At 59.5% G+C, this 24,559-nt stretch carries 25 protein-coding genes and 1 pseudogene; 18 read left to right on the forward strand and 8 right to left on the reverse strand.

All coding sequences use genetic code 11. From position 1 onward, the window contains the following. Window positions 1-66: 66 nt before the first annotated feature. Together ACSQ2Z_RS23550 and ACSQ2Z_RS23555 are read left to right on the forward strand one after the other, a co-directional pair. The gene (locus ACSQ2Z_RS23550) at window positions 67-1,218 is read left to right on the forward strand and encodes an efflux RND transporter periplasmic adaptor subunit (protein ID WP_436083648.1); all 1,152 of its coding nucleotides are present in this window, start codon (window positions 67-69) and stop codon (window positions 1,216-1,218) included. After that, the gene (locus ACSQ2Z_RS23555) at window positions 1,215-4,388 is read left to right on the forward strand and encodes an efflux RND transporter permease subunit (protein ID WP_436083649.1); all 3,174 of its coding nucleotides are present in this window, start codon (window positions 1,215-1,217) and stop codon (window positions 4,386-4,388) included. The genes ACSQ2Z_RS23550 and ACSQ2Z_RS23555 overlap by 4 nt, the downstream gene beginning before the upstream one ends. A gap of 157 nt (window positions 4,389-4,545) precedes the next feature. On the opposite strand, the gene ACSQ2Z_RS23560 is transcribed toward ACSQ2Z_RS23555, so the two are convergent. Then, window positions 4,546-4,947, reverse strand: coding sequence for a type II toxin-antitoxin system VapC family toxin (locus tag ACSQ2Z_RS23560; protein WP_436083650.1), 402 nt, complete (start codon window positions 4,945-4,947; stop codon window positions 4,546-4,548). Beyond that, window positions 4,944-5,177, reverse strand: a complete 234-nt coding sequence (locus tag ACSQ2Z_RS23565) for an AbrB/MazE/SpoVT family DNA-binding domain-containing protein (protein ID WP_436083651.1) — start codon at window positions 5,175-5,177, stop codon at window positions 4,944-4,946. The genes ACSQ2Z_RS23560 and ACSQ2Z_RS23565 overlap by 4 nt, the downstream gene beginning before the upstream one ends. A gap of 770 nt (window positions 5,178-5,947) precedes the next feature. On the opposite strand from ACSQ2Z_RS23565, the gene ACSQ2Z_RS23570 reads away from it, so the two are divergent. The 11 genes from ACSQ2Z_RS23570 (at window position 5,948) to ggt (ending at window position 16,826) form a co-directional block, all read left to right on the forward strand. After that, the gene (locus tag ACSQ2Z_RS23570) at window positions 5,948-6,628 is read left to right on the forward strand and encodes a DNA polymerase III subunit epsilon (RefSeq protein ID WP_436083652.1); all 681 of its coding nucleotides are present in this window, start codon (window positions 5,948-5,950) and stop codon (window positions 6,626-6,628) included. Between the two features lie 123 nt (window positions 6,629-6,751). Further along, window positions 6,752-7,432, forward strand: coding sequence for a cytidylyltransferase domain-containing protein (locus ACSQ2Z_RS23575; RefSeq protein ID WP_436083653.1), 681 nt, complete (start codon window positions 6,752-6,754; stop codon window positions 7,430-7,432). Next, window positions 7,432-8,415 carry a phosphoglycerate dehydrogenase gene (locus ACSQ2Z_RS23580; protein ID WP_436083654.1) on the forward strand — a complete coding sequence of 328 codons (984 nt, stop codon included), beginning with the start codon at window positions 7,432-7,434 and terminating at the stop codon, window positions 8,413-8,415. Before ACSQ2Z_RS23575 ends, ACSQ2Z_RS23580 begins: the two co-directional genes overlap by 1 nt. Before the next feature lie 45 nt (window positions 8,416-8,460). Then, the gene (locus ACSQ2Z_RS23585; protein ID WP_436083655.1) at window positions 8,461-9,891 is read left to right on the forward strand and encodes a hypothetical protein; all 1,431 of its coding nucleotides are present in this window, start codon (window positions 8,461-8,463) and stop codon (window positions 9,889-9,891) included. 99 nt (window positions 9,892-9,990) lie between these two features. Beyond that, window positions 9,991-10,947, forward strand: a complete 957-nt coding sequence (locus tag ACSQ2Z_RS23590; RefSeq protein ID WP_436083656.1) for a glycosyltransferase family 2 protein — start codon at window positions 9,991-9,993, stop codon at window positions 10,945-10,947. 214 nt (window positions 10,948-11,161) lie between these two features. After that, a complete protein-coding gene (locus ACSQ2Z_RS23595) occupies window positions 11,162-11,854 on the forward strand; it encodes a 6-hydroxymethylpterin diphosphokinase MptE-like protein (RefSeq protein ID WP_436083657.1) in 693 nt (230 codons plus the stop codon). A 102-nt stretch (window positions 11,855-11,956) separates the two neighbouring features. After that, window positions 11,957-12,358: a UDP-N-acetylglucosamine--LPS N-acetylglucosamine transferase gene (locus tag ACSQ2Z_RS23600; RefSeq protein ID WP_436083658.1), complete on the forward strand. Its 402-nt coding sequence runs from the start codon at window positions 11,957-11,959 to the stop codon at window positions 12,356-12,358. Next, the gene (locus tag ACSQ2Z_RS23605) at window positions 12,355-12,837 is read left to right on the forward strand and encodes a glycosyltransferase (RefSeq protein WP_436083659.1); all 483 of its coding nucleotides are present in this window, start codon (window positions 12,355-12,357) and stop codon (window positions 12,835-12,837) included. Before ACSQ2Z_RS23600 ends, ACSQ2Z_RS23605 begins: the two co-directional genes overlap by 4 nt. Window positions 12,838-12,899: 62 nt before the next feature. Continuing rightward, window positions 12,900-14,006: a Gfo/Idh/MocA family protein gene (locus tag ACSQ2Z_RS23610; RefSeq protein ID WP_436083660.1), complete on the forward strand. Its 1,107-nt coding sequence runs from the start codon at window positions 12,900-12,902 to the stop codon at window positions 14,004-14,006. A 39-nt stretch (window positions 14,007-14,045) separates the two neighbouring features. Continuing rightward, the gene (locus tag ACSQ2Z_RS23615; RefSeq protein ID WP_436083661.1) at window positions 14,046-14,912 is read left to right on the forward strand and encodes a hypothetical protein; all 867 of its coding nucleotides are present in this window, start codon (window positions 14,046-14,048) and stop codon (window positions 14,910-14,912) included. Between the two features lie 177 nt (window positions 14,913-15,089). Continuing rightward, complete coding sequence (ggt, locus tag ACSQ2Z_RS23620) at window positions 15,090-16,826, forward strand: gamma-glutamyltransferase (protein ID WP_436083662.1); 1,737 nt, start codon at window positions 15,090-15,092, stop codon at window positions 16,824-16,826. A gap of 210 nt (window positions 16,827-17,036) precedes the next feature. Here ggt and ACSQ2Z_RS23625 read toward each other — a convergent pair whose 3' ends face one another. Together ACSQ2Z_RS23625 and ACSQ2Z_RS23630 are read right to left on the reverse strand one after the other, a co-directional pair. Further along, on the reverse strand, window positions 17,037-17,636 hold the full coding sequence (locus tag ACSQ2Z_RS23625; protein WP_436083663.1) for an alpha/beta hydrolase: 600 nt from the start codon (window positions 17,634-17,636) through the stop codon (window positions 17,037-17,039). Window positions 17,637-17,648: 12 nt separating this feature from the next. Continuing rightward, on the reverse strand, window positions 17,649-18,578 hold the full coding sequence (locus tag ACSQ2Z_RS23630) for a VOC family protein (protein WP_436083664.1): 930 nt from the start codon (window positions 18,576-18,578) through the stop codon (window positions 17,649-17,651). A 419-nt stretch (window positions 18,579-18,997) separates the two neighbouring features. Between ACSQ2Z_RS23630 and ACSQ2Z_RS23635 the strand changes: the two genes are divergently transcribed. The 5 genes from ACSQ2Z_RS23635 to ACSQ2Z_RS23655 all read left to right on the forward strand — a co-directional run bounded on the left by ACSQ2Z_RS23635 (window position 18,998) and on the right by ACSQ2Z_RS23655 (window position 20,911). Further along, entirely contained in the window at window positions 18,998-19,222 is a 225-nt protein-coding gene (locus tag ACSQ2Z_RS23635; protein ID WP_085995086.1) for a cold-shock protein, read from the forward strand. A 140-nt stretch (window positions 19,223-19,362) separates the two neighbouring features. Continuing rightward, on the forward strand, window positions 19,363-19,587 hold the full coding sequence (locus ACSQ2Z_RS23640; RefSeq protein WP_436083665.1) for a hypothetical protein: 225 nt from the start codon (window positions 19,363-19,365) through the stop codon (window positions 19,585-19,587). A gap of 220 nt (window positions 19,588-19,807) precedes the next feature. Beyond that, window positions 19,808-20,188 (forward strand): DUF6481 family protein, encoded by a 381-nt coding sequence (locus ACSQ2Z_RS23645; RefSeq protein ID WP_436083666.1) that lies wholly within the window; start codon window positions 19,808-19,810, stop codon window positions 20,186-20,188. A gap of 154 nt (window positions 20,189-20,342) precedes the next feature. Next, window positions 20,343-20,597 (forward strand): AbrB/MazE/SpoVT family DNA-binding domain-containing protein, encoded by a 255-nt coding sequence (locus ACSQ2Z_RS23650; protein WP_436083667.1) that lies wholly within the window; start codon window positions 20,343-20,345, stop codon window positions 20,595-20,597. Next, the gene (locus ACSQ2Z_RS23655) at window positions 20,591-20,911 is read left to right on the forward strand and encodes a type II toxin-antitoxin system PemK/MazF family toxin (protein ID WP_436083668.1); all 321 of its coding nucleotides are present in this window, start codon (window positions 20,591-20,593) and stop codon (window positions 20,909-20,911) included. The genes ACSQ2Z_RS23650 and ACSQ2Z_RS23655 overlap by 7 nt, the downstream gene beginning before the upstream one ends. 6 nt (window positions 20,912-20,917) lie before the next feature. Here the strand turns inward: ACSQ2Z_RS23655 and ACSQ2Z_RS23660 are convergent. The 4 genes and pseudogenes from ACSQ2Z_RS23660 to ACSQ2Z_RS23675 all read right to left on the reverse strand — a co-directional run. After that, a pseudogene (locus ACSQ2Z_RS23660) lies at window positions 20,918-21,811 on the reverse strand (mechanosensitive ion channel family protein); the annotation flags it as partial. 19 nt (window positions 21,812-21,830) lie between these two features. Then, window positions 21,831-22,664: an IS5-like element ISRm4-1 family transposase gene (locus tag ACSQ2Z_RS23665; RefSeq protein WP_436080270.1), complete on the reverse strand. Its 834-nt coding sequence runs from the start codon at window positions 22,662-22,664 to the stop codon at window positions 21,831-21,833. Window positions 22,665-22,720: 56 nt separating this feature from the next. Continuing rightward, complete coding sequence (locus ACSQ2Z_RS23670; protein ID WP_436083669.1) at window positions 22,721-24,004, reverse strand: hypothetical protein; 1,284 nt, start codon at window positions 24,002-24,004, stop codon at window positions 22,721-22,723. 160 nt (window positions 24,005-24,164) lie between these two features. Further along, window positions 24,165-24,485, reverse strand: a complete 321-nt coding sequence (locus tag ACSQ2Z_RS23675; protein WP_436084137.1) for a response regulator — start codon at window positions 24,483-24,485, stop codon at window positions 24,165-24,167. Window positions 24,486-24,559: the final 74 nt, after the last annotated feature.

Raw genomic sequence — 24,559 nt, forward strand, 5'->3', positions numbered from 1 at the left:
CTCCACGAACCGACCCGTGCGCCAGCACGGAAATGATCCGCTTCATGCGCTTCAGAGGGCTTACACATGGCACGAAACTGGCTGATCCCGGCAATATTACTTTTTTCCACCGTTCTGTTTGCAACCTCTTCCCCAGCACAGCAACAACAGAAGCCTGCCGTCACGGTCGCCAAGCCGGTTGTCCGCGACGTCGTCGACGTCGATGAATTCATCGGCCGCTTCGAGGCCGTTGACGAAGTGACCATTCGCTCTCGGGTCGGCGGGTACCTCGATCAGGTGGATTTTACCGATGGCGCCATGGTGAAGAAGGGCGACCAGCTCTTCGTCATCGACCAGCGCCCCTTCCAGACCGCGCTGGACGTCGCCACCTCATCGCTTGAAGTTGCCAAGTCCACGCTGACGTTTGCCGAAGCGGAGTTCACGCGCACGGAATCGCTGGTGCAAAAAGGAACGCTTGCGGTATCCACGCTCGATGACCGTCGCCGAGAACTGCGGTCGGCGCAGGCCAATCTGCGCGGCGCGGAAGCGAGCCTCGCCAGAGCGGAACTCGATCTCGAATACACCAAGATCATCTCCCCGCTTGCAGGCCGCATCGACCGCCGGCTGATCTCCGTCGGCAACCTGGTGCAGGCCGACCAGACCGCATTGACGACGATCGTCTCGCTCGATCCCATCGACTTCTATTTCGACGTCGACGAACGCCGGGTGCTGAACTACGCTCGCGTGGCCCGTGAGCACGGCAGCGACCTGCAGGAGGGCGGCGGCTCCCTCGACGTCTTTGTGACCATCGCCGATTCCACCGAGAAACCCTTCAAGGGCAAGCTCGACTTCGCCGAAAACCGCGTCGACCGTGAGACCGGCACGATGCGGGTGCGCGCCCGGTTCGACAATCCGGATTTCGTGCTGCAGCCGGGCCTTTTCGGCCGCGTCGAGGTGAGCGCGTCCAACACCTACAAGGGCATCCTCGTTCCGGACGATGCGATCGGCTCCGACCAGGATCAGCGGGTCGTCTACGTCGTCGCCGAGGACGGCAGCTTCACGACGAAGCCGGTGCGGCTTGGCCCGAGGCTCTACGGCTACCGCGTCATTCGCGCGGGCATGAGGGGTGACGAGACCATCGTCGTCAACGGCCTGACGCGGCTCAGGCCCGGCGTCGTCGTCGATCCAAAAATGATCACGCTGCCGCCCGAAGTCGCCTCCACGGAGAACGGCCAATGAAATTTGCCCATTTCTTTGTGGACAGGCCGATTTTCGCGTCGGTGCTGTCTATCGTGCTTTTGCTCGTCGGCGGCATCGCCTATTTCCAGCTGCCGGTTGCCCAATATCCGGAAATAGCCCCACCGACCATCGTCATCCGAACGGCCTATCCGGGGGCCGATGCCGAGACGATCGCCAACACGGTCTCAACCCCGCTCGAGCAGGAAATCAACGGCGTCGAGGACATGCTCTATATGTCCTCCTATTCGACCGCCGACGGTTCGATGGCGCTGACGGTCACCTTCAAGCTCGGCACCGACCTCGACAAGGCGCAGGTGCTTGTCCAGAACCGTGTCTCGATCGCAGAACCAAGGCTGCCGGAAGAGGTTCGCCGCATCGGCGTCACCACGGCGAAAAGCTCGCCCGACCTGATGATGGTCGTGCATCTTCTATCGCCGAACGATCGCTACGACCAGCTCTATGTCTCCAACTATGCCCGCACGCGCGCCCGCGACCTCCTGGTGCGCCTCGACGGCGTCGGCGACGTCATCCTGTTCGGCGAACGCGAATTTGCCCTGCGCATCTGGCTCGATCCGGAAAAGCTCGCCTCCTACGGCATGACCTCCGGCGACGTCGTGCAGGCGCTGCGCGACCAGAATGTCCAGGTCTCCGGCGGTTCGATCGGCGGGCCGCCAACGGCCGGCACCAATGCCTTCCAGTATACGGTGACCACCGAGGGCCGCTTCAGCGACGCCCGCCAGTTCCGCTATGTCATCGTCAAGGCGACGGAAAGCGGTCGTCTCGTGCAACTGCAGGATGTTGCCCGTATCGAACTCGGCGCCAAGGATTACGTCACCAACAGCTACCTGAACGGCAAGGCCGCCGTCGCCATGGGCATCTTCTCGCGACCGGGCACGAACGCGCTCGACGCTGCCGATCAAATCAAGGCGACGATGGAAAAGCTGTCCAAGGATTTCCCGCCGGGCCTCGAATACACAATCGTCTACAACCCGACGGAATTCATCTCGGAATCAATCAACGAGGTCTACAAGACCATCCTCGAGGCGGCCATACTCGTTGCCATCGTGGTGCTCGTCTTCCTGCAGTCCTGGCGCACGGCGCTGATCCCGATCATCGCCATTCCTGTGTCGCTGATCGGTACCTTCGCGCTGCTGTTGGCCTTCGGTTTCTCGCTCAATATGCTGACGCTGTTCGGCCTGGTGCTAGCAATCGGCATCGTCGTTGACGATGCGATCGTCGTCGTCGAAAACGTCGAGCGCAATCTGGCCAAAGGCATGACACCGAAACTCGCAGCGCATGTGACGATGGACGAGGTCGGCGCCGCCGTCATCGCCATCTCGCTCGTTTTGATCGCCGTCTTCGTACCGACGGCCTTCATCCCGGGTATTTCCGGGCAGTTTTACCTGCAGTTCGCCGTCACCATTTCGGTGGCGACCGCGATCTCGGCGCTCAATTCGCTGACGCTTTCGCCGGCGCTGGCGGCGCTCGTCCTGCGTCCGCATCGGGAACATCACGAAACGCGCAACCCGTTCACGCGCATCGGCCGCGGCCTTGCCAACGGCTTCAACACCGGTTTCGACCGGATGACCCGCGGCTATTCCTGGGTCGTCCGCCATCTCGTCGCGACAAAGATTGCGCTCGGCGCCAGCCTGATCGTCTTTTTCGGATTGCTGGCGGGCACCTGGTACATGGCGCAGATCGTACCGCGCGGCTTCGTGCCTCCGATGGATCAGGGTTATGCGATCGTCGTCGTGCAACTGCCCGACGGCGCCTCGCTTGCCCGCACGGACGCGGTGGTAAAGAAGGCGACCGAGATGATCCGCAAGGTGCCGGGCATCAAGGATGCGGTTTCGTTCGCCGGTTTCAACGGCGCGACCTTCACCAACGCCTCGAATTCCGGCGTCATCTTCACACCCTTCGCGTCCTTTGAGGAACGCCTGAAGCATGGGCAGAGCGCCGACCAGATCATCGGCCAGCTCTACGGCACGATGCAGGCCATCCAGGAAGCCTTCATCATTGCCGTTCCGCCGCCGTCGATCCGCGGCATCGGCAATTCCGGCGGCTTCAAGATGCAGATCGTCGATCGCGAAAGCTCCGACATGCGCCGCGTGCTCGGGCTGGCCTATCAGATGATGGGTGCCGCCAACCAGACGGAAGGGCTGACGGGCGTCTTCACCACCTTCTCCGCCTCCAGCCCGCAATATTTCCTGGCGGTCGACCGCGACAAGGCACGGGCGCTGAATGTGCCCATCCCCAACATCTTCGAGACGCTGTCGATCAATCTCGGCACCTCCTATGTCAACGACTTCAATGCCTTCGGCCGCGTCTATCAGGTGCGCGCCCAGGCAGACCAGCAATACCGGCTGGAACGGGAGAATATCCTCGCGCTCAAGGTCCGCTCCGCCACCGGTGCGCTCGTGCCGCTCGGAACCCTGGTTGACATCAGGGACACCACCGGTCCGGCGCTGGTCCAGCGCTACAACATGTATGTCTCGGTGCCGCTCCAGGGCAATCCTGCTCCTGGCGTCTCGACCGGCACCGCGCTCGACAGGATGGAGGCGCTGGCAGCCCAGATCCTGCCGCCAGGCACTGCCTTCGAATGGACGGACCTTGCCTTCCAGGAGCGCAACACCGGCAATACGGCGATCTTCATTTTCGCGCTGTCGGTGATCTTCGTGTTCCTCGCACTGTCGGCCCAGTATGAAAGCTGGATCCTGCCGCTGGCAATCATCCTCGTGGTGCCGATGGCCGTACTCGCGGCCCTTGCCGGAGTGCATCTCAGGGGCCTGGACAACAATATCCTGACGCAGATCGGACTGATCGTCCTTATCGGCCTTGCGGCGAAGAATGCGATCCTGATCGTCGAATTTGCGCGGCAGGCGCAGGACGACGGAATGAACCCGGTCAATGCGGCGATCGAAGCTAGCCGGCTGCGGCTGCGGCCAATCCTGATGACAGCCTTTGCCTTCATCCTCGGCGTCGTGCCGCTGATGATCGCCACAGGCCCGGGCGCAGAAATGCGCCAGTCGCTCGGCACCGCCGTCTTCTCCGGCATGCTCGGCGTCACCATCCTCGGCATATTCCTGACCCCGGTCTTCTATGTCGCGTTGCGGTCTTTCCGCTACAAGCCGAAAGAGAAGCCCGTCGCGCCGGAAGCCGGCATGATCTGATCGGCATCGGGGGGACCTTTCAGACACGGCCGACCGAGACGAAAACCGGTCCGCCCCTCGCTGAGGCGCCGCCCCCACCCTCCGTCATAGCCGCCACAAAGGCGGGTATGATGGAGGTGGGGGGTGACCAGTTGCCATCACGCCACCCCGAGCGACGCTAACGAGGCGCGATCAGCTTCATGGTCGGAAAACAGGTTCGATAGCGCGCCGTATCGCGTGTCAAAAGATCCAGCTGATCGACGGCGGCGTGCGCGCCGATGAAGAAATCCGGCAGCACGCCCGCGCGCGACCCACCCGCCTTTCGGTATTTCTGAAATACCTTGCCGGCCAGGAAAAGCGCTGATCGCGGCATGGCCACCAGGTCGAGGCCAGCCTCGGCGAGAAAAGCCTCAAGCCGCTCGATGCGTTCGTAGCGCACGGCAAGCTCCCCATAGACGATGTCGTTGATGAGAAGCGGGCCGCGCAATGCGGCCGCTTCGAGCTGCTCGATCGACCAGTCCGCCCAGTTCGGATCGTCCGTCACCAGGTCGAGCAGGACGTTCGTGTCAACGAGGGTCACTCGTCACCGCGCGTCAGCGCCATGATGGCGTCGGTGCTCAGCCCCTTTCCGGCATGACCGCGCAGCTTGCTCAAGCGGCTTGCAGGCCGTTTTTCATCCGCCCGCGTCAAGACCACGGTGCCATCCGCCGCCCGCTGAAAATCGACCTGCGTCCCGGGCACGATGCCGAGGAAGTCGCGCACCGGTTTGGGAATGGTCACCTGCCCCTTCGTCGTCACAGTCGCGCTCATCATCTACCTCGGTAAGGATTGCTGGATATAAGGTATTACATCGGGCGGGCGGTTTCAAGAACCTGGCAGCTCTGTCACTCTCCGTCTATCCTCGCCGTCGTCCTCGGGCTTGACCCGAGGATCCAAGCTTCGTCCAGATGATACGTGTTGGCAGGTTTGGGGATGGATCCTCGGGCCGAGGAGGCAAAAAACATCCCCGCTGATCCCCATCCATCCCCGCCCTCAAAACCTGTGCGATGATCGTTGCGTTCCGTCATCGGCTACCCCGCGAGGCGTCGCGGCGAGGCGGAACCGGTGCCGGGTGCGGGAAGGACGTAAGCCTTCATCCGGTGGGCTGACAGAAAATGGTTTCCCTCTCGCTTGAAAAACAGCGAGGCGTGCCTGTGGGGCACACAGGAGACGATCGGTAAGGGCGGCAACGTCCTTCGTGGCGCGGAGGGCCCCAAGAACAGCACGGACCCCGCGAATACCATCCCCGCAAGGGCGTCGTCTCGCAGAGAAACCGGAGTTGCCAGTCGACAAACACGCGAACGGGGCGCTGGAAGGCGTCATATACATTACCTTCGTCTCGGCACCTTTCAGCGCCCCGGCCAGGTAAATGACAGGCAAAAACCACGGCGGAATTTTCCGCGCGTGGCTATCGGGCGTGGCAGCGACGGCTCCTCTGGAGGCCGCGTGGAACGCGCGGGCAATACCCGATCACCAATTGCTCTCTCTCTTGACAACGCTGCACTGCACAATTTATATATCTGCAAGACAGATTTTAGTTGATGTTGTTTTTGGTTTATCGCTATTGGTGTAAATTGACTTATACAAAAGTAGGCCGAATGACTGGTCCTTTGGTGTTTATAGTCACCGACATAGAATCGAACGGCCCTGATCCGGGGCTTAACTCAATGTTAAGTTTAGCCTCCGTTGCTGTGACACAGGATGGAGTTATATTAGACGATTTTTCTGTAAACTTGATGGAGTTGCCCGGAGCTAAACCGGATCCTGCGACAATGGAGTGGTGGAGGGGGCATTCTGAGGCGTATGCGGTTGCAACTGCCGCGCCGGACAGTCCTCACAATGCAATGGCATCATGGGTTCGTTGGGTTCAGTCGCGGAATGTCACGTCCATATTCGCTGCACACCCGCTGTCTTTCGATGGGGCCTGGATGGATTGGTACCTCCAGTATTGTGGAATGGGCCGTTTGTTTGATCGGCCACGCCAGCCAGGCATAACCTTCGCAGCCGGTCTCGATATTGTTTCTTTGTTTATGGGGCGGACTGGTTTCGCCTATGACCGCTGTAAGCGGGAGAATTATAGTCCAGAATGGCTTGGTGGCAATATTCATGACCACTCAGCTTTGGCGGATGCTCGCGGTTATGCGCATCTACTAAGCCGTCTTCTACGTGGTTTCTCTAATTTTTCCGTCGATAGTTCGACGGTTGAGCTTAATATTAAATAATAGCCGTTGTGCGGCAGGACGAGATGGCGACATCTCCTCCACATCAATTTTATAGCTTGAATGTAATAATGGGCTGACCGGCGAACAGCGACGGAAGGCGATTTTGAGAACTGGGGAACTGACTTGAGCCACAATATTGTTGCGCTGATGCCGATGCGTCATTCATCGGAACGGGTTAAGGGGAAAAACTACCGCGCTTTCGGTGACGGGCGGCCATTGTTCCAGCATATGCTTGACGCACTAGTATCTTCTGATCGCATCGACAAGGTCGTGATTGATACGGATTCCCCCGTCGTAACTGAGCTTTGCCAGAAACATTACCCTGATGTCATGCTGATTGAACGGCCGGAGCACTTGCGTGACGGTACCACGCCCATGAACAATGTTCTCCTGCACGATATCAGCATGGTCGATAGCCGGTTCTATCTCCAGACGCACTCGACCAATCCGCTGATGACCGTCAAGACGCTCAACAGTGCGATCGATACATTCCTGGCAAGATATCCGATCCACGATTCGTTGTTTTCGGTTACGAGAATGCAGACCCGCCTGTGGGATCAGCTTGCTCGCCCAGTGAATCACAACCAAGCTATTCTGCTAAGAACGCAGGACTTGCCGCCGATCTACAATGAGAACTCTTGCCTCTACATCTTCGAAAAGGCAACGCTCCAGGAGCGCCAGAACCGCGTTGGTCATCGCCCTTACATGTTCGAGATGGAACCTTTCGAGGCTCAGGACATCGACGAGGAGATCAATTTCCAGGTGGCGGAAGCCATTTTCCACGCAACGCGGGGGAAGCTGTGATGGGCGAGCTTCAAGTCTTGGTAACCTGCGGCCATCTCAACCGACATATCAAACTCTACGAATCCCGTCTCCACTCCCACGGGGTGAAGACATGGGTGCCGGAACTGAAAGGCCAGCAGTTCACCGCAGTCGAAATGCTGGAAATGATACCGCATGCCGACATCGCCATTGCTGGCGACGATCCGCTGGACGCGGAAATCCTCATGGCCGGAAAGGCTGGCCGCCTCAAGGGGCTGGTCCGTTGGGGCATCGGGACCGATAATGTCGATAAGCCTGCCGCGACGCGCCTCGGACTGCCGGTCTATAACACGCCCGGCATGTTCAACAACGAGGTGGCAGATCTTGCGCTCGGCCATGTCCTGAACTTGTCCAGACACATCCACAAGATGGATCGGGACGTTCGGCAGGGTAAGTGGACACGGTACGAGGGCGGGTCGCTGAGCGGCAAGACGGCGGGAATCGTCGGCCTCGGCGGCATCGGCCGAGAAACCGCGCGGCGCTGCGCCGCCTTCGGCATGCGCGTGATCGGCTCCGACGTGGTGTCCATCGGCGCAGCGTCGCTTGATGCCGTCGGCGCCCGGCAGGTGCCGTTCGATGTCGTCGTCCGTGAGAGCGACATCATCATCCTTGCCTGCGCGCTAACTCCCGAAAACTTCCACCTTCTGAACGCCGATGTCTTCAGCCGCATGAAGCGCGGCGTGGTCGTGGTCAATGTGGCGCGGGGCGCGATTATCGACGAAACGGCCTTGATCGGAGCGCTTGCCTCCGGTCATGTCGCGGCGGCGGGATTGGACGTCTTCGAGGTCGAGCCGCTGCCGTCCGAAAGTCCGCTGCGCCAGTTCGACAATTGCCTTTTCGGCACCCATTCCGGGTCGAGCACCCTTGAGGCGATCCAGAGGACAAATCAGAAGAGCATCGAAATCGCTTTGGCCATGCTGGGCGTGAACTCCGACATTCTGGCGACGTGCAATCGTGTTGCTTGATCCGACCAAAACGGGACGTAGATGCTTGGAACGAGGCGACGGCTCATGAAAATGATACGAAAGGCATTGGCTTCGCCTGGATTGATGCTTGCCTTTTCCAGTGTCGCCCGCTCCTTCGGCTTCGTATTTCCTGTCCCACTTTTCTACATCTACGGCTCGGCCGCCGAAAGCACCTTATGGTTGGCGATCGGGTCGATCGTTTCCTTGCAGAATCTGTTCTTTCTCGGGCTCCCGCAAGTTCTTGTAAGAACCCTGTCGACCGCCGACGTCGCACACGACAAAGCGCCTGCAGCCGCCGCGCTCGCCGCGCGCGAGCAGGCGCTTCAGGATGCCTGCCAGTTCATCCGGCTGATTTTCTCCGGCGTGTCGCTGTTGCAGTTTATCGGGCTTGCAACGCTCGGCACCTGGGTTCTGCTTAGGCCGTTCGGGCAGCTCGCCAATCCCGCCGATGGAATTGCCGCCTGGGTGGTCGTTGTCCTGTTCTCACCGGCGCGGGTGTTCACGCTTCGGCAGCTGACCTTTCTCAACGGCATGGGCGACCTCGCCACGCCTAGGCTAGTCGATGGGCTCGCCTGGAGCCTGGGCGGAACGTCCGCCGCCCTCGCTCTGTGGCTGTCGGGGTCAATGCTTCTGATGACGCTCGCTGTCTGCCTTCCGAGCCTGGTCGCCATCCCCATCCTGCGGTCGCGCGCCGCCCATCATGGCTGGAACCGCTTTACAGCGCGTTTCGAATGGCAGCGCGTCCGCTCGATCGCCGTGGAAATCTGGCGCCCGACCTGGCGCAGCGGCCTCGGCACGTTGCTGAGCACCGGCGCCCGGCAGGGTACTGGTCTGCTGTTCATTCAGGTCGGCAGCCCGGCGGCGGCCTCCGCCTACCTTCTCGCCCAGAATGTCATCACCGTGTGCATGGTCTTGAGTGCCGCTCCTGTCCAGGCAAAGCTGCATCTGATGACGCGAGCCTATGTTAAGGGAGAGCGACAGCTCCAAGCGACGCTCCTGCGTTCGACGATTGCGGAATCCCTGTGGGTGGCTTCATCATTGTGCGTGGCGATCGGCCTCGGCTTCATCCCCGCCCTTTCCCTGCTCGGCGAAAGTGCCGCTTTCGTCTCGCCCCAAATGTGGGCCGCGATGAGCATGGCGCTGCTTCTTCAGCGATACGGCGCGGTGCACTTGCAAAGCTACTCCGTCAGCAATCATATCATCTGGCATTGGCTGGACGGTATCACGGGGATGGTCAATGTCTGCTTTTCCATGGTGTTTCTTCCGTCGCTCGGCCTCTGGGCGATCGTCCTTGGAAATCTGGTCAGCATAGCCTTTTTCTACTGCTGGATACCGGCGGTCTACTCCCACCGGCTGCTGCGTATGACGTGGCCCAAGGACGATGCTGCGGCGTGGTGGCGCCCGGCTGCCTTCAGCCTCGTTAGCCTTTGTGTTTGCATCTGGGTCATTCCAATAGCCGTTTCGATGCCACCGTGAGGATGGCCACCGGAATTTCTCTCTGTCTCAGCGTACCAAGCACCATCGTCTATTTTTCACTTTGAGATCGTCTATTTTTTCAATTTGAGGTTGTCTGAAATGCCCCGGATTTCGATCATCATCCGTAGTTACAACGAAGGTGCGCATATTCAGAAGTTGCTGACGGGCATCGCGTCCCAGTCGGTGAAGGACGTCGAAGTCATTCTCGTGGACTCCGGATCAACGGACCGGACCGTGCTGATTGCGGAAAGCAACGGCGTCAGGATTGTGCATATCGCCAAGGAGGAGTTCTCCTTCGGCCGTGCGCTGAACAGGGGCTGCGCGGTGGCTACCGGCGACGTTCTGGTGTTTGCCAGCGCCCATGTGTATCCGCTGCGCACGGACTGGCTCGAAAAGCTGGTCCAGCCCTTCGACGATGCGGACATCACGCTGGCCTATGGCCGGCAGATCGGAAACAGCGTGACGAAATTTTCCGAGCATCAGGTATTCGCCTCCTGGTTTCCGGAGGTTTCTGTCCGGCGGCAGAACAACAGTTTCTGCAACAACGCCAATTGCGCGATCCGGCGCAGCGCCTGGGAAGGCCAGCCTTATGATGAGGTACTGACGGGCCTTGAGGATCTTGCCTGGGCGAAAAACATGCGGCGGCGCGGCGGACAGATTTCCTATGTCGCCGATGCCACGATCGTCCATGTGCACAACGAAACATGGATCCGCGTGCGCAGCCGCTATCAACGCGAAGCGATCGCGCTAAGCCAGATCGAGCCCAGCATTCGCTTTGGCTTCAACGACTTCGTCTCCCTGACGACGGCGAATGTCTTGCACGACTTGGTGGCCGCGCGGCGTCATGGAAAAATGGTCGATGAACTGGCGTCCGTCATCCTCTTCCGTTTCAACCAATTTTGGGGAACATGGAAAGGGTATCGCTCGCATGGCGAGCTCGACGCCGCGCTGCGCAGCAAATTCTACTATCCGAAAACAGACGTGCAGACCAAAGCGCCGCTGGAGACCGGTAAGTCCCGGGTCGACGGCCGGACGATCCAATACGACCATCCATAATCCGGACGTAACGGGCACCCTAAGCTTAAAGGTGTGCCCGCTTTTTTTATACGATTGAATTTTAACGACTTCAGGATGCTTTCAAATGGCTGGCCGTCACTTTTCCTTGCGCGAACTGACACTGAAACGAATCGTCGCTGCGACGTGGAGGCGCGTTGTCGATCAAAAGGAGGGGGTGGCCTGGAGATACGGGAGCGGAAAAACCAGCCGGGAAATGAACTTAAGGTTCAAAGACATCCATAAAGGCCAGAGGTGCATTATCATCTGCAATGGGCCGTCGATCAACAAGACGAACATGGACCTCGTCAAAAGCGAATATTCGTTTTGCATGAACCGCTCCTATTTGATGTTCGAAAGCTGGGGTTTCACGCCGAGCTTCTTCGTGGGATCGGCCATGCATGTCCTGCGGCAGTTCAAGACGGACATCCTCGCGCTGCCCATGCCCAAGTTCGTGGACTTCAAGTTCCGCAAGCTCTATCCCGTGGAGAAGGACTGCTACTATCTGCGGCTGCCGCCGGCATCGGACAACGTCTTCGTCGGCGACATCACCCTTCCCATGCGCGTTGGTGGCACGGTCACCTATTCGGCGCTGCAATTGGCCTACTACATGGGCTTTGAAACCGTCATCATCATAGGCATGGACCACCGCTTCTCGCAGCAGGGCGTTCCCTCGACATCTGAGGTGCGCAAGCAGGAAATCGACAAGGACCACATGCACCCCAATTATTTCCCCAAGGGAGTAAAGTGGGAGCTTCCGGATCTGGTCCGTTCCGAGATGGCCTATGCACAGGCAAGGGCAGCCTATGAAAAGGCGGGGCGCCGCATCATCGATGCGACGGTAGATGGCGCCTGCACCATTTTCGAGAAGGCGACGCTCGAAAACGCGCTTCGCAATGACGTTCTGTGACCGCGGACATGCGGTGAAACCCACACTTTGTATTTCAGGCGATTGGTGGAAAAGATGACACGGGTCCTGGCAATATGTTCGGGCGGGGGACATTGGGTCGAGATGCGCCGCATTATGCCGGCGTTCGACGGCCTTAACGTTTCGTATGCAAGCGTCTATCCTGAATATGCCGAGGAAATACCCGGCGAGCTCTATTACGTGTTTCAGGATTTCAGCCGGTTCAGAAAGATCGCGAGCATCAAGGCCGGTTTCCAGTTACTGAAGATCGTTCTGTCCGTCCGGCCGGATGTCGTGATCACCACAGGCTCTGCGCCGGCGCTTCTGGCCCTCATCCTCTCCAAGACCCTGCTGCAGTCGAAGACGATCTGGATCGACAGCATCGCCAATTGCGACCGCCTTTCGACATCCGGCTCCCTGGCGAAGTACGTCGCCGACATCTGGCTGACGCAATGGGAACATCTGGCGACCGATAAGGGGCCGGCCTGGTGGGGAGCCGTGCTATGATTTTTGTTACTGTTGGCTCGATGCTTCCGTTCGACCGCTTGATCCGCACGATGGATGCCTGGTCCGCGCGCCATCCGGAGGTCGAGGTCCACGCCCAGATCGGCGAAGGCGCTTTCGCCCCCCGCCACATGAAGTGGGACCGGATGCTCACCGGAACGCAGTTCAAGGCGATGGTCGCGGCAAGCGAGCTGATCGTTGCACATGCGGGGACCGGCAGCGTCTTCACCGCACTCGAAGCCCGCAAGCCGATTTTGTTGGTTCCGCGCTACGCGTCGCTCAAGGAGCACACAACCGATCACCAGCTTCACACGGCAAATTGGCTGCGTAACATCAGCGCGATCGCCATTGCGGAACTGAATGACAATATCGACCAAAAGATTGAGGAAACCAGGCTGCGGCAGGGTAATGCCGAAACCTTTTCAACTGCTGCCCCATCGTCTTTCCTGGAAAAAATCCGACAAGCCGTATCCGCAAAGTAAAGCACGCATTCTTTGACAAAAAATACATTCCGGCTCCTGGCCGACTATTCATGGAGATTTCAATGATACGTATAGCGCTGATTGGCCTTGGCAAAATGGGGATTTCACATCTTGCCATCATCCGTTCGCATCCGGATGTTGAACTTGTCGCCGTGTGCGATACGACCGGTTACGTGGTCAATACCTTGAGCAAGTACACCGGCGTCAAGACCTATTCGGACTATAATACCATGCTGGCCAAGGAAGAGCTCGACGCAGTCGTCGTCGCGACGCCGTCGCGTTTCCACGCCGAAATCGTCCGAGCTGCGCTGAAGAAAAATCTGCACATTTTCTGCGAAAAGCCGTTCTGCCTGGATCTTGAGGAGGCAAAGCAGCTCGCCCGCGAGGCCGCCGAAAATGGTCTGGTCAATCAGGTCGGCTATCACTACCGCTTCGTCGCCGCCTTCAAAGAGGCCAGGCGCCTGCTGCAAGAAGGCGTGCTCGGCCAAATCCACCATGTCCGCGCGGAAGCCTACGGCCCGGTGGTCCTCCGCGCCAAAGGCAGTACATGGCGCACCAACCGTACCGAAGGCGGCGGATGCCTGTTCGACTATGCCTCCCATGCGATCGACCTGATGAACTTCCTGGTCGGCCCGCCGACCGATGTTTCCGGCGCCGTCCTCAGCAAGATATTCTCAGAGGATGTCGATGATGAAGTCTACGGCACATTTCATTATCCAGGCGGCATGAGCGGCCAGCTCGTCGCAAACTGGAGCGACGACAGCTTCCGCAAGATGTCCATGAAGGTAAGCATCTGGGGTACCAAGGGGCGCATTCAGGCCGACCGACAGGAAGTGCAGATCTATTACCGGGGCGACGACGCGGAGAAATACGGCCTGAAGAAGGGCTGGAACGTCAAGTACACGACTGAGATGACGGAAGAGGTCTGGTACTATCTGCGCGGCGAGGAATATTCCTCGCAGATGGATTATTTCTTTAAGCAGATTTCCGAAGGCTTCAGAGATCCAGCATTCTCGTTCTCCTCCGCTCTTGAGACGGATATCGTCATCTCCAGGATTCAGAGTGCCGCAAGCGACACGGCCTCTGGGGATATTCGGTTTTCTCAGCCCACGACGACGGTCCGCCAGAAGGGCGGCGCGCTTCAGCGCATCCTGGCCAAGCTGGCCTGATCCGTTCATTCTGACACACGTTTTTTAAGGTATTTAGCTGTGGAAAAAGTCCTTTTTGGCGACAATCAGTTTTTTGGTGTCAACCATATGTCGGAAGACAAGGCGCGGGCGCAGGCGATGCGCTTTCAGGATGATGCGGAGGTCATCAAGGTCGTCGATATTGCCTGCGACGCCGGAATCAGGGCGTTTATGTGTACGACGCACGACCGGATCGGCGCGATCTGCGACCACGTGCGCGCGAACCCGGAGCGATACAGGGACTTCGTTTTCTACCCTTGCATGCCCTATGCCCACAAATATGCCAATGCTGTGACGGAACACGGGCCCGTGGAAGCGTTGCGGCGATTCCTGCCCCAGGGCAATGCCCTGTCGTCGCTGATCAAGAGCGGCGTCTCGCTCGCCAACAAGGACTTGGCGAGCCTTGGCAAGGTCCTGATCGACGCCGAGATGAAGATGTTCCATGGCCTCACTACGCCAGTGATCTTTCTACAAAACGTCGTCACCGACCTGCTTCTCGGGATCGGCTTCGAAGACGCCTTCGGCATTTTCGCCGAGCACGTTAAAAGCAAATACGGCGCGGAGCCAGGGTTCATCACGATGAACATGCCCCGCCTCCTGGAGGCTTTGGAACGCCAGGGGATCGACAATCCTATCGTCTGCTCCAACATTAACAAGATCGGCTTTCGCATGTGTGGCGGAATGGAGCTTTACGAGGAAACGATCCGCACCAAGCGGTTCCGGCCGATCGCCATGTCGGTGCTTGCCTCGGGCGCACTCACCGCCGACGAAGCGATCTCCTATGTCGCAGGCCTCGGCAAGGTGGAATCCATCGTCTTTGGCGCCTCGAGCGCACAAAACATCAAACAAACAAAGGCACTCATTGACCAGCACTTTAACAACATCTGACCATCAGCCTATTAGCTCCTCAACGGCCATCAGCCGCGAGCCACATCACGTCCATGGAGACGATCCCCTATTCCGCAAAGGCCGGTAGTCGCGTGTTTTCATACACGAAATGGGTGGCATTGCCGCATGATCTCGGCAAAGATGCCCTATCCGAAAAACAGGAACCGGGAGACCGCCATGAAACCCGCTGCCCGTGCCTTCGCCTCTTTCGCCCTCATCTTCTCCCTCGCCCTTTCACCCGCCTTTGCCGCCTCGCCCGAACCCGTCAAGGCCGAACACGGCATGGTCGTCACCGCCCAGCACCTCGCCTCCGATGTCGGCGTCGAGGTGCTGAAGAAGGGCGGTAACGCCGTCGACGCCGCTGTTGCCGTCGGCTATGCGCTCGCCGTCGTTTACCCTACCGCCGGCAATATCGGCGGTGGCGGCTTCATGACCATCCGGCTGAAGGACGGCAAGACCACCTTCCTCGATTTCCGCGAACGCGCACCGCTCGCAGCCACCAAGACCATGTACCTCGACGACAAGGGCGAGATCGTAAAGGGGGCCAGCACCAACGGCTATCTCGCCGTCGGCGTGCCCGGCTCGGTCATGGGACTGGAGACCGCCCGCGAGCGTTACGGCACGCTGCCGCGCGCCGAACTTCTCGCCCCGGCGATCCGCTTCGCCAAGGATGGTTTTATTCTCGAACAGGGCGACGTCGCCTCGCTTTCCAATGGCGCGAAGAAACTGGCGAAGGACAAGGCCGCCGCCGCAATCTTCCTCACACCCGACGGGAAGGCCTTTAAGATCGGCGAAAAGCTGGTGCAACCCGATCTTGCGGCGAGCCTCACAAGCATCTCCGACAGAGGTCCGGACGCCTTCTACAAGGGCGCCATCGCCGGCAACATCGTCAAGGCGAGTGCTGCGGCCGGCGGCATTCTCGCCAAGGCCGACTTCGAGCACTATGCGGTGCGCGAACGCAAACCCGTAGTCTGCAATTATCGCGGCTACGAGATCGTCTCCTCGCCGCCGCCGAGCTCGGGCGGGGTCATCATCTGCGAGATCCTCAACGTGCTGGAAGGCTATCCCCTGTCCTACCTGGGCTATAGCTCGTCCGAGACCGTGCACGCCATGGTCGAGGCCATGCGGCATGCCTATATCGACCGCAATTCGGCGCTCGGCGATCCGGATTTCGTCGCCAATCCGGTCGAAAAACTCACCGACAAGGCCTATGCCAAGGAGATCCGCGAAAAGATCAACCCGTTCAAGGCAGGCGTCTCAAAGGATCTCATGCCGAAGGGCATGGGCGAAAGCACTGAGACGACGCATTATTCGATCATTGACAAGGACGGCAACGCGGTTGCTGTCACCTATACGCTGAACGGTTCCTTCGGCGCAGGCGTCGTGGCGCCCGCAACCGGCATCCTGCTCAATAACGAGATGGACGATTTCACCTCCAAACCGGGATCTCCCAATCTCTACGGGCTGGTGCAGGGCGAGGCGAACGCGATCGAGCCGAAAAAGACGCCGCTGTCGTCGATGAGCCCGACAATCATCTCAAAAGATGGCAAGCCCTTCATGGTCATCGGCAGCCCCGGCGGCGCCCGCATCATCACGATTACGCTGGAGGCGATCATCAACGTCATCGACCACGGAATGAGCATCCAGGAGGCGATCGATGCGCCGCGCATCCACCATCAATGGCTGCCGGACAAGGTCTACATGGAGCCCTACGCATTGTCGGCCGACACGCTGAAACGGCTCACCGAAATGGGCCATGACATCCAGATGGACGCGAGCTGGCCGATCTGGGGCCAGGCTGCCGGCATTCTCGTCGGCGGCAAGAATCTCGCCGAAATCGAGGAAGGCGGCGGCGCGCGCTACAACGGCGCGATGGACAGCCGGGCGGCAGCGGGGGCAGCAAGGGGGTATTAAGGTCAATCCGTTAAGTTGGTTGCGCGAAATTTAGCTTCCCGTCATTCCCGTGCTTGTCAAAGGAATCCAGCCACGCGACGTCCGTCGCATGAAAGCCTTATGCGCGGCTCATGAAAAGTCCCCTCGCCGCGCAGACGCGCGGCGGCTGGATCCCGGCTCAAGGGCGGCATGACGGAGGACGGGATGTGCGTTTGCGGGCCGTAGGAGCGGTCACCCCAAAAACCGCTGCACCGCCGCGATCTCGTTCTGGCGGATATCATGCCCGCCCGTATGCCACTCGACATCCACCGCCGCCTTCTGGGTCGCAAGATAGTCGGCAAGAGCCTGCGTCAGCGGGGCCGGGCAGATCGGGTCACGCTGGCCGGCCGTGATCAGGATCTGTTTGCCCTCCAGCGCTGGATTGTCCTTCGGCCTGAAGGGAATGAGCGGATGCAAAAGAATGGCCTTGTCGAACAGGTTCGTCTCGATCAGCAGATTGGCAAGGATGTTGGCGCCGTTGGAAAAGCCGAGGCCGATCACTTCGGACGCCTGGCGCTCCCGGGCAAGCGTGCTGACGAACGCCGCCATCTTGTCGGTCGCCCGCGCAAGGTCGGCCATGTCGTAGACGCCCTCGCCGGTCCGGCGGAAGAAGCGCGCTGCCCCATGTTCGGAAACGTCGCCGCGCGGCGAGACGATCGTCGCATCCGGCAGGAGATCGCTGCCGAACTCGAAGAACTGCCGCTCGTCGCCGCCCGTGCCGTGAAAGACGAAAAAGATCGGATTTCCAGGTGCACCGGCCTTCAGCCGGTGCACATAGCCATAGTCGGTCATGATGTCTCTCCCTTAATCTTCCAGTTTCTGCAGATGCTGTTCTAGGATCGGCCGCAGGTGCTTGTGCTGCTGCGGAAGTTTCAGCGCTTCGCCGAGATGCGCGGTGTCCTCGTCGCGGTCAAATCCCGGTTCATTGGTGGCGATCTCGAACAGGACGCCGCCCGGCGTGCGGAAATAGATCGCCCAGAAATAGTCGCGGTCGATCACCGGTGTCACGTGATAGCCCGTGTCCATCAGCGCCTTGCGGACGTCCAGTTGCTTCTCGCGGTTTTCGACCGAGAAGGCGACATGGTGCACGGAGCCCGCGCCCTGCAAGCCGCGCTGGATGGTCGGCATGGTTTCCAGATCGACGATGCCGGCGCCGTTGCCGCCGGGGACGATCAGCCGAGTGACGCCATCCCTGCTCTCAAGCGTCTTGTAACCCATGAACTTCAAAAGTTCAGCGGTCGCCCCTTCATCGCGAAGACGCATGGCGACCGAGTGAAAACCGCGGATCGCATGATCCTTGGAAACGCCGTTCGCCGTCCAGACAGGACGGTTATCGTCCCTGACCTCGACCAGTGCAAAACCATCGCCATCGGGGCCAGCAAAGTTCAACCGCTTTTCGCCAAACGTTTCCGCCTTCAGACCGGTCACGCCGCGCTTGGAAAGCCGGTCGTTCCAGAAGCCAAGCGAGCCCTCAGGAACCGAGAAGACGGTCGTGCCGATTTCGCCGGTACCCGGGCGGCCGCGGCCCATATCCGGGAACGGGAAATAGGTCATGACCGTGCCAGGGGCACCGGTCTCGTCGCCGTAATACAGGTGATAGACGTCAGGCGAATCGAAGTTGACGGTCTTCTTCACCCGGCGCAGGCCGAGCGTATCGGTGAAGAACTGGTTATTGGTGCGGGCATCTGCGGCCATCGAGGTGACGTGATGCAGTCCCTTGATCTGAGTGAGCATGATCTGATCCCTTTCTGCCCGCCTGAAAACCCGGGCCTCGCTTCGCCTCCTTAGATGTGCCTCTTTCCTCCGTGGCGATAGACTGACATGGATGGACGCATTGTCTCCAATCTTTGAACAGTCAAAGGAAACTGTTCGGCGATTGGTTGGCTCAGGGAAACCGCGTTTGTCTAGGCGCTCGAGAATGCTGAGGCGACCATCGACGGGAAGAACGATCCTGAGCAACCGAAAGTAGACAACGAAAGAATAAAAACTAAAAGTTGACAAACGCGACGCGTCGATCTATAAGCCCGTCCATCGATAGTTGTTTGACCGATATTTGTTTCTGCCCGCGCTCGGCGCGTCTCTGACGAACTTCCCCCTTCAAAAATCGAGATTAGACCCGCCGTGCGTCGTACGGCGGTGGATATATGTTGCTACTGAAAGGGTTCGTTATGACCACTGGCACAGTTAAATGGTTCAATTCCACAAAGGGCTTCGGCTTCATTCAGCCTGATGACGGCGGCGCGGACGTTTTCGTCCACATCTCCGCTGTCGAGCGGGCCGGAATGCGCGAAATCGTCGAAGGCCAGAAGCTTGGCTACGAGATGGAACGCGATAACAAGTCGGGTAAAATGTCCGCTTGCCAGCTCCAGGCTGCCTGACTCGGACGGAGCCTCTCCGGTGACCACAGATGTACTGGCATCGTTGACGAGGCAACGCCCAATTGGAAGGTCAGGCAAATCGCCTGGCCTTTTTTCGTGGCCGATCATCGACCGCGCGGCATTCCGGAGAGAGACAAAGGATGTTCATTGTGACCGAGAATTCGACGAAGACCCGCGAACAGGCGGAATCCGCCTTCAGCAGGACACAGACACAGTTCATGGCCCGCAACCGGACGATTTCAGAAATCGACGATGTTGCTGCCGAGCGCGACGCGAAAACGCTCAGACTGCGGCAGTTGCGCCTCGAAAGGGAAGCCAGCACGCCAGTTAAACTTCCTGCATCAAGGAAGTCCGCAAAACGCTGATTGCTGCTGCGTTTTCCCTGCCGCCATATCGCTGCTGTTCTTCCACCGCAGTGAAACAGGACACGAAATTATAGTGGCCTATCTGTTTTTTTGGCGTTTCCGCTCTAGCTTGATGAAGCACAAAATGCGAAACGGCACCTGGTGTCGGTTTTCGCGACCCGAGCTGCTCTCCGGCCAAGGGCCGGTCAAACGATAAACCTACCAACAAGGACGACGACGATTGAGACACCCAACCGATAATGGCTTTGCCGATCGGCGCAAAGCTGCGGCCGAGGCCAAGCAGCAGCTTCTGAAGAAGTTTGCATCAGCACCGAAGGCGGACGATCCGGCTCTGGCCGCCAAGCTTGCCGAACGGCAGGCAAGCGCGGCAGCGCGCGAAGCCCGTCGCGCCGAGCGCGACCGCCTGAAGCAGGAAGAACACGAGCGCCAACTCGCCGAAGCCGCGGCCCTGACCGCAGCGGCGGAAGCAGAGCAGAAGGCTGAAGCGACGGCCCGCGAACAGGCCGAGCGCGACCGCATCGCCCGAGTCGTCGCCGACGAAGCCGAACGCAAGGCCGAACGCGACCGGCGTTACGCCGCCCGCAAGGCTCGCCAGCGCTAAGAACGCAATACTGAGCGAGGCTCTGGCTGATCACCATCAGGCGGCTCTTCTCCGCCGAGTCGTCCTTTGGAACCGGCCCGCTCTTCGTTACAACATTGTTGTAACCGACGCGTATGGATGATATAGAGATATCTCCAGCGAACGGGAAAGTGTGATGTTGAGCGCGGTAAAAAAAATCGGCAATTCGGCGGGGGTCATCATCCCAAAGCCGCTTTTGGCGGAGTTCGGCGTCGAGGCCGGCGACTGTGTCGAACTCAAGGTCGAGGCAGGCCGGATCGTCATCGAACGGGTGACAAACCCGCCGCGCAAGGGCTGGGCGGAGGACGCCAAGCGCCTTGCCGCCGCCGAGGACGACGCGCTCGAATGGCCGGAATTCGGAAATGAAGAGGACGCCGCGCTGAAATGGTAAAGCGCGGCGACGTCTGGCTTGCGGCGCTTGATCCGACAGTCGGTAGCGAAATCCAGAAAACCCGGCCCTGTTTGATCATTTCACCCGCCGAAATCCACGACCATCTGCGCACGGTCATCGTCGCGCCCATGACCTCCGGCAGCCGCCCCGCTGGTTTTCGCGTGCCCGTCACGTTTCAGGGCGTCAGCGGGCTTATCCTGTTGGAACAATCCCGAGCGCTCGACAAGCAACGGCTCGTCAAGCGCCTTGGTTCCGTGTCAGGCGGCGTTCTCAAACAGACGCTGAAAACTTTGCGAGAACTCTACGACGAGTAGGCTTCTTCAAGCCCCCGCGTCTCCGCCTTCGGCCAGTTTCTTCTGGTCCGTCGCAGCTTTCACGGTTGCAGCGGCCGCCGCCGCTGCAGATGGATCGTTGCTGGCGATCTGGACCGTCGGCGAAGCGAAGACGACGCCGTTCTGGACGAAGACTTCACGGATCATCATGTAGGCGCGCCGGCGGATCATCGTCTGATAGCCCGGCTTGGTCATCATGGCGAAGCTCAGATTGATGCCGTAGTCGCCGAACTGCTCCACGCCCTTCATCTTGACGGTTTCGATGATGAACGGTCCGAACTCCTCTTCCGCTAGCAGGGCCACGCCCACGCCCTTGACCATTTTCCGGACCTTGTTGATGTCGGTGTTATAGCCGACCGAGATCGTGAATTTATCGATCACCCAGTCGCGGCTCATGTTCTCGATGGCGCCGAGCTCGCCAAAGGGCACGGTGAAGATGGGGCCGCGATGGTGGCGAAGCTTGACCGAGCGGATACTGAAAGATTCCACCGTCCCCTTGTAGCTGCCGGCCTGAATATATTCGCCGACCCGAAAGGCGTCGTCCATCATGTAGAAGACGCCGCTGATCACATCCTTGACCAGCGCCTGCGAGCCGAAACCGATCGCTACGCCGAAGATGCCAGCGCCCGCAATCAGCGGACCTATCTGCACACCGAGGCCGGACAGCACCATCATGGCGGCAATCAGCGCAATGGCGATCGCCAGCATGGTCCGCAGAATCGGCAACAACGTCAGGAGGCGGGCGTTTCGAGCTTTGTGGGCATCGTCACTGGTGGCGATCCGTGCGTGCTCAACCGTTCGGTTGATGACCGCTTTGGCGATCTGCCAAAGAATATCGGCGACAAGCAGAATGATCGCGCCACCCAAAACACCTTGTATAAGAGTCGGACTCGAAAAGGCTTCAACGATATCCATATCTTGCAAGGCGTCTTGTGAGCATGCGGATGTGGGCGATGGTTATCCACGCTTCTGCTGAAGCGACGGATTTTTCGAAGTCCTTGGCCAGCCTGCGGCATCGCCCCAGCCAGGCGAAGGTCCGCTCGACGACCCAGCGGCGCGGCAGGATTTCAAAACCCTTGGCCTTGTCGGAACGTTTGATGATTTCGAGTGTCCATTTCCCGATTTTCTGTAGCCGCTTTTTGAGCTTGTCGCCCGCATAGCCGCCATCAGCGAAGACATGAAGCAACCACGGCCACCGGTTTTTGACGGATTTCAGGAGATCGGGAGCGCCGTCGCGATCCTGGATATCGGCGCTGTGCACCATGAGGCCGACCATCAGCCCGAGCGTGTCTACAATGATGTGGCGCTTGCGGCCCTTGATCTTCTTCCCAGCATCAAAGCCACGGATACCACCGCTTTCAGTCGTTTTAACGCTTTGGCTGTCGATCACGCCTGCTGTCGGCGAGGCTTCTTTCCCCTCCAGTTCCCGCGCCTCCATGACGAGGTGATGGTTGATCCGTGGCCAAAGACCCATTGCCCGCCATTCATAGAAATACCGCTGCACCGTCGAACAGGGCGGAAAGTCCTTCGGCAGCATCCGCCACTGGCAGCCTGTCGAAGCGATATAGAGAAGGGCGTTTAAAACATCGCGCAAATCAGTCTTGCGCGGACGGCCCAGACGCCGTGGCGCAGGCATGAACGGCGCAACAAAATCCCATTCCCGATCCGTGACATCGCTTGCATATCCGCTCGTCCGCCGGACATAATTGCGCCGGGTGGTTTCAGTCCAGGCCATCGTGATCTCCATCGAATCTTTGCAAATCCGACGGAATCACAACTGACTGAAATCACTCAAATCTTTTTGAGGCAGCCTCTAAGGCGATCCGTCATCGCTTCGCCGGTGAACATCGAGGTATGTTTGTTGACGAGGAAGGCGAGCCAGGCGATGGCGAGCGCAATGATCCCGGCCCGTGCGCCGCGTTCGACAAGAACCTCGAACACCGGATTGCCGCCTTGGGGGGCGTCGAGCTTGGCAGCGAAGGCATTTCGCGCCGTGGCGGTCGTCGTCTGCAAAAGACCGGGCAGGATCAGGGCGTAAATGCCGAGCCACAGAATGACGATCACGCCTGCAACCCACAGACCCCACAACAGGCAGAGAAAGGCCGTCAGTGCCCATTCCATCGCGCCGCGGCCCCGGGCCAGGGCCGCAGGGCGATTCCAGACGGTTTCGATGCCAACCAGCAGCAGGCCGAGGCCAAGCAGATAGACGACCACGCCTCGCACCGCAGGAAGAATATGAAGCGCCGTCATCACGCCGGCAAGCGCCCAGCCTGCAAAAAGGATGCAGGAGAACCAGACGATGCGTTTGTACCAGAAGGCGCCCGCGGCGGGATCGATCGCCGCAAGTCCCAGCGGGGCCCCCGGGCCCTCAGCGGACGGCGGGCCGACCAACAGCAACCGGGCAATACGGATCACGAAGCGGCATGCGATGACGCCAAGCAGCAAGGGCAGCATAATGGCGTCCAGAAGCGGCGGCCATGTCATCGCCATGAACAGCCCGAGGCTCGCAAAGCTGAACGCCACCAGTGGTGCCAGCACGGCAAAAAGATGATGGCCGACCCGGTATAGCGGCTTGACGCCCGTCCCATCGTCCAGTGTCAGCGCCGCGCGCGCCCGGCTGCGGCTGGCGATGCGGTGGAACAGCCATTCCGCCCCGAGACCGATCAGGATCAGCGTTAGGAAAAGCACAAACACGCCGAATGGGCCATGGCCGTTGATCTCGGCGGCGATCTTGCTACCGGCGCGCATGAATTCGGATGAAACCTGCGGGACGGCTTGCCCGATATCGCGCAAGTGTTGGCGGATCCTGTTGCCCCAGGCGCTGAACGTCGCCGCAGACATGTCCGCGGCGGGTTCTGCCGCTGGCGAGGCCGGCGCCGTCGCGCTCTTGCTCAGCAAGGCGCGGACTTCCGGGTCATCGAGCAGCTTGATCAGCTGATCGATCTTCTGCTCGGATACAGGAGTGGGCGTCTGTCCGAAAACGGGCTGGCCGCCATAGACCGCGGCAACAGCCATGACAACCACGATCAGCCACAGCCGCGACAAAACCGGCCGGATATTGCACGCCTTCCTCATACGCCGCCCCAATCCGTACCGCCCCATATGCACTTTCATGCAATTCAGTAAGTTAGAGCATCGCCGATGCACTTTGTCACCTGTCTGTGGCAACCAGGACGAGACACATCAGTTTTGATCATTAGCTGATTTCGCGACAAATATTATGCCGTCCGGCATTTCAACCTGTCGTCACAAACGCGATGGCAGCCGCCAGCGTCTCGCTGGAATACGGCTTGGCGACCAGCTCGATACCCGGTCCTGCCTTTATGCCTTCTCCCTCGCTGTGGCCGGTCACGAAGATTGCCGGCAATCCCGCAACCATCGCCTTTGCCCGGTCAGCCAGCAAGGGCCCCGACATGTCGGGCAGCCCGATATCGGTGACGAGAATATCGATCGAACGCTCCGACAGGATCGCCAGCTCACCAAGGTCGTGGATGTCGGCAACTGACGAGGCGAGTCGCTCGTGACGTCTAAACTGAAGGATTCCACATCGCTGAATCTAGTCACTTGAAATCTCTCTTCGCAGGCCCGATCGCCACATCGCTAATGTGTCCGAGGGGGCTGTTGTCATGC

It is taken from the genome of Pararhizobium sp. LjRoot235 (assembly GCF_964254145.1).
Classification (GTDB): domain Bacteria; phylum Pseudomonadota; class Alphaproteobacteria; order Rhizobiales; family Rhizobiaceae; genus Pararhizobium.

What these genes read in the sequence shown, in the direction of transcription:
- ACSQ2Z_RS23655 (WP_436083668.1), top strand. Translation starts at nt 20,591, where the DNA reads ATGGTAAAGCGCGGCGACGTCTGGCTTGCGGCGCTTGATCCGACAGTC.
- ACSQ2Z_RS23555 (WP_436083649.1), top strand. Translation starts at nt 1,215, where the DNA reads ATGAAATTTGCCCATTTCTTTGTGGACAGGCCGATTTTCGCGTCGGTG.
- ACSQ2Z_RS23640 (WP_436083665.1), top strand. Translation starts at nt 19,363, where the DNA reads ATGTTCATTGTGACCGAGAATTCGACGAAGACCCGCGAACAGGCGGAA.
- ACSQ2Z_RS23585 (WP_436083655.1), top strand. Translation starts at nt 8,461, where the DNA reads ATGAAAATGATACGAAAGGCATTGGCTTCGCCTGGATTGATGCTTGCC.
- ACSQ2Z_RS23590 (WP_436083656.1), top strand. Translation starts at nt 9,991, where the DNA reads ATGCCCCGGATTTCGATCATCATCCGTAGTTACAACGAAGGTGCGCAT.
- ACSQ2Z_RS23565 (WP_436083651.1), bottom strand. Translation starts at nt 5,177, where the DNA reads ATGAGCGCGACTGTGACGACGAAGGGGCAGGTGACCATTCCCAAACCG.
- ACSQ2Z_RS23570 (WP_436083652.1), top strand. Translation starts at nt 5,948, where the DNA reads ATGTTGTTTTTGGTTTATCGCTATTGGTGTAAATTGACTTATACAAAA.
- ACSQ2Z_RS23665 (WP_436080270.1), bottom strand. Translation starts at nt 22,664, where the DNA reads ATGGCCTGGACTGAAACCACCCGGCGCAATTATGTCCGGCGGACGAGC.
- ACSQ2Z_RS23580 (WP_436083654.1), top strand. Translation starts at nt 7,432, where the DNA reads ATGGGCGAGCTTCAAGTCTTGGTAACCTGCGGCCATCTCAACCGACAT.
- ACSQ2Z_RS23605 (WP_436083659.1), top strand. Translation starts at nt 12,355, where the DNA reads ATGATTTTTGTTACTGTTGGCTCGATGCTTCCGTTCGACCGCTTGATC.
- ACSQ2Z_RS23650 (WP_436083667.1), top strand. Translation starts at nt 20,343, where the DNA reads ATGTTGAGCGCGGTAAAAAAAATCGGCAATTCGGCGGGGGTCATCATC.
- ACSQ2Z_RS23625 (WP_436083663.1), bottom strand. Translation starts at nt 17,636, where the DNA reads ATGACCGACTATGGCTATGTGCACCGGCTGAAGGCCGGTGCACCTGGA.
- ACSQ2Z_RS23600 (WP_436083658.1), top strand. Translation starts at nt 11,957, where the DNA reads ATGCGCCGCATTATGCCGGCGTTCGACGGCCTTAACGTTTCGTATGCA.
- ACSQ2Z_RS23630 (WP_436083664.1), bottom strand. Translation starts at nt 18,578, where the DNA reads ATGCTCACTCAGATCAAGGGACTGCATCACGTCACCTCGATGGCCGCA.
- ACSQ2Z_RS23670 (WP_436083669.1), bottom strand. Translation starts at nt 24,004, where the DNA reads ATGAGGAAGGCGTGCAATATCCGGCCGGTTTTGTCGCGGCTGTGGCTG.
- ACSQ2Z_RS23610 (WP_436083660.1), top strand. Translation starts at nt 12,900, where the DNA reads ATGATACGTATAGCGCTGATTGGCCTTGGCAAAATGGGGATTTCACAT.
- ggt (WP_436083662.1), top strand. Translation starts at nt 15,090, where the DNA reads ATGAAACCCGCTGCCCGTGCCTTCGCCTCTTTCGCCCTCATCTTCTCC.
- ACSQ2Z_RS23550 (WP_436083648.1), top strand. Translation starts at nt 67, where the DNA reads ATGGCACGAAACTGGCTGATCCCGGCAATATTACTTTTTTCCACCGTT.
- ACSQ2Z_RS23595 (WP_436083657.1), top strand. Translation starts at nt 11,162, where the DNA reads ATGAACTTAAGGTTCAAAGACATCCATAAAGGCCAGAGGTGCATTATC.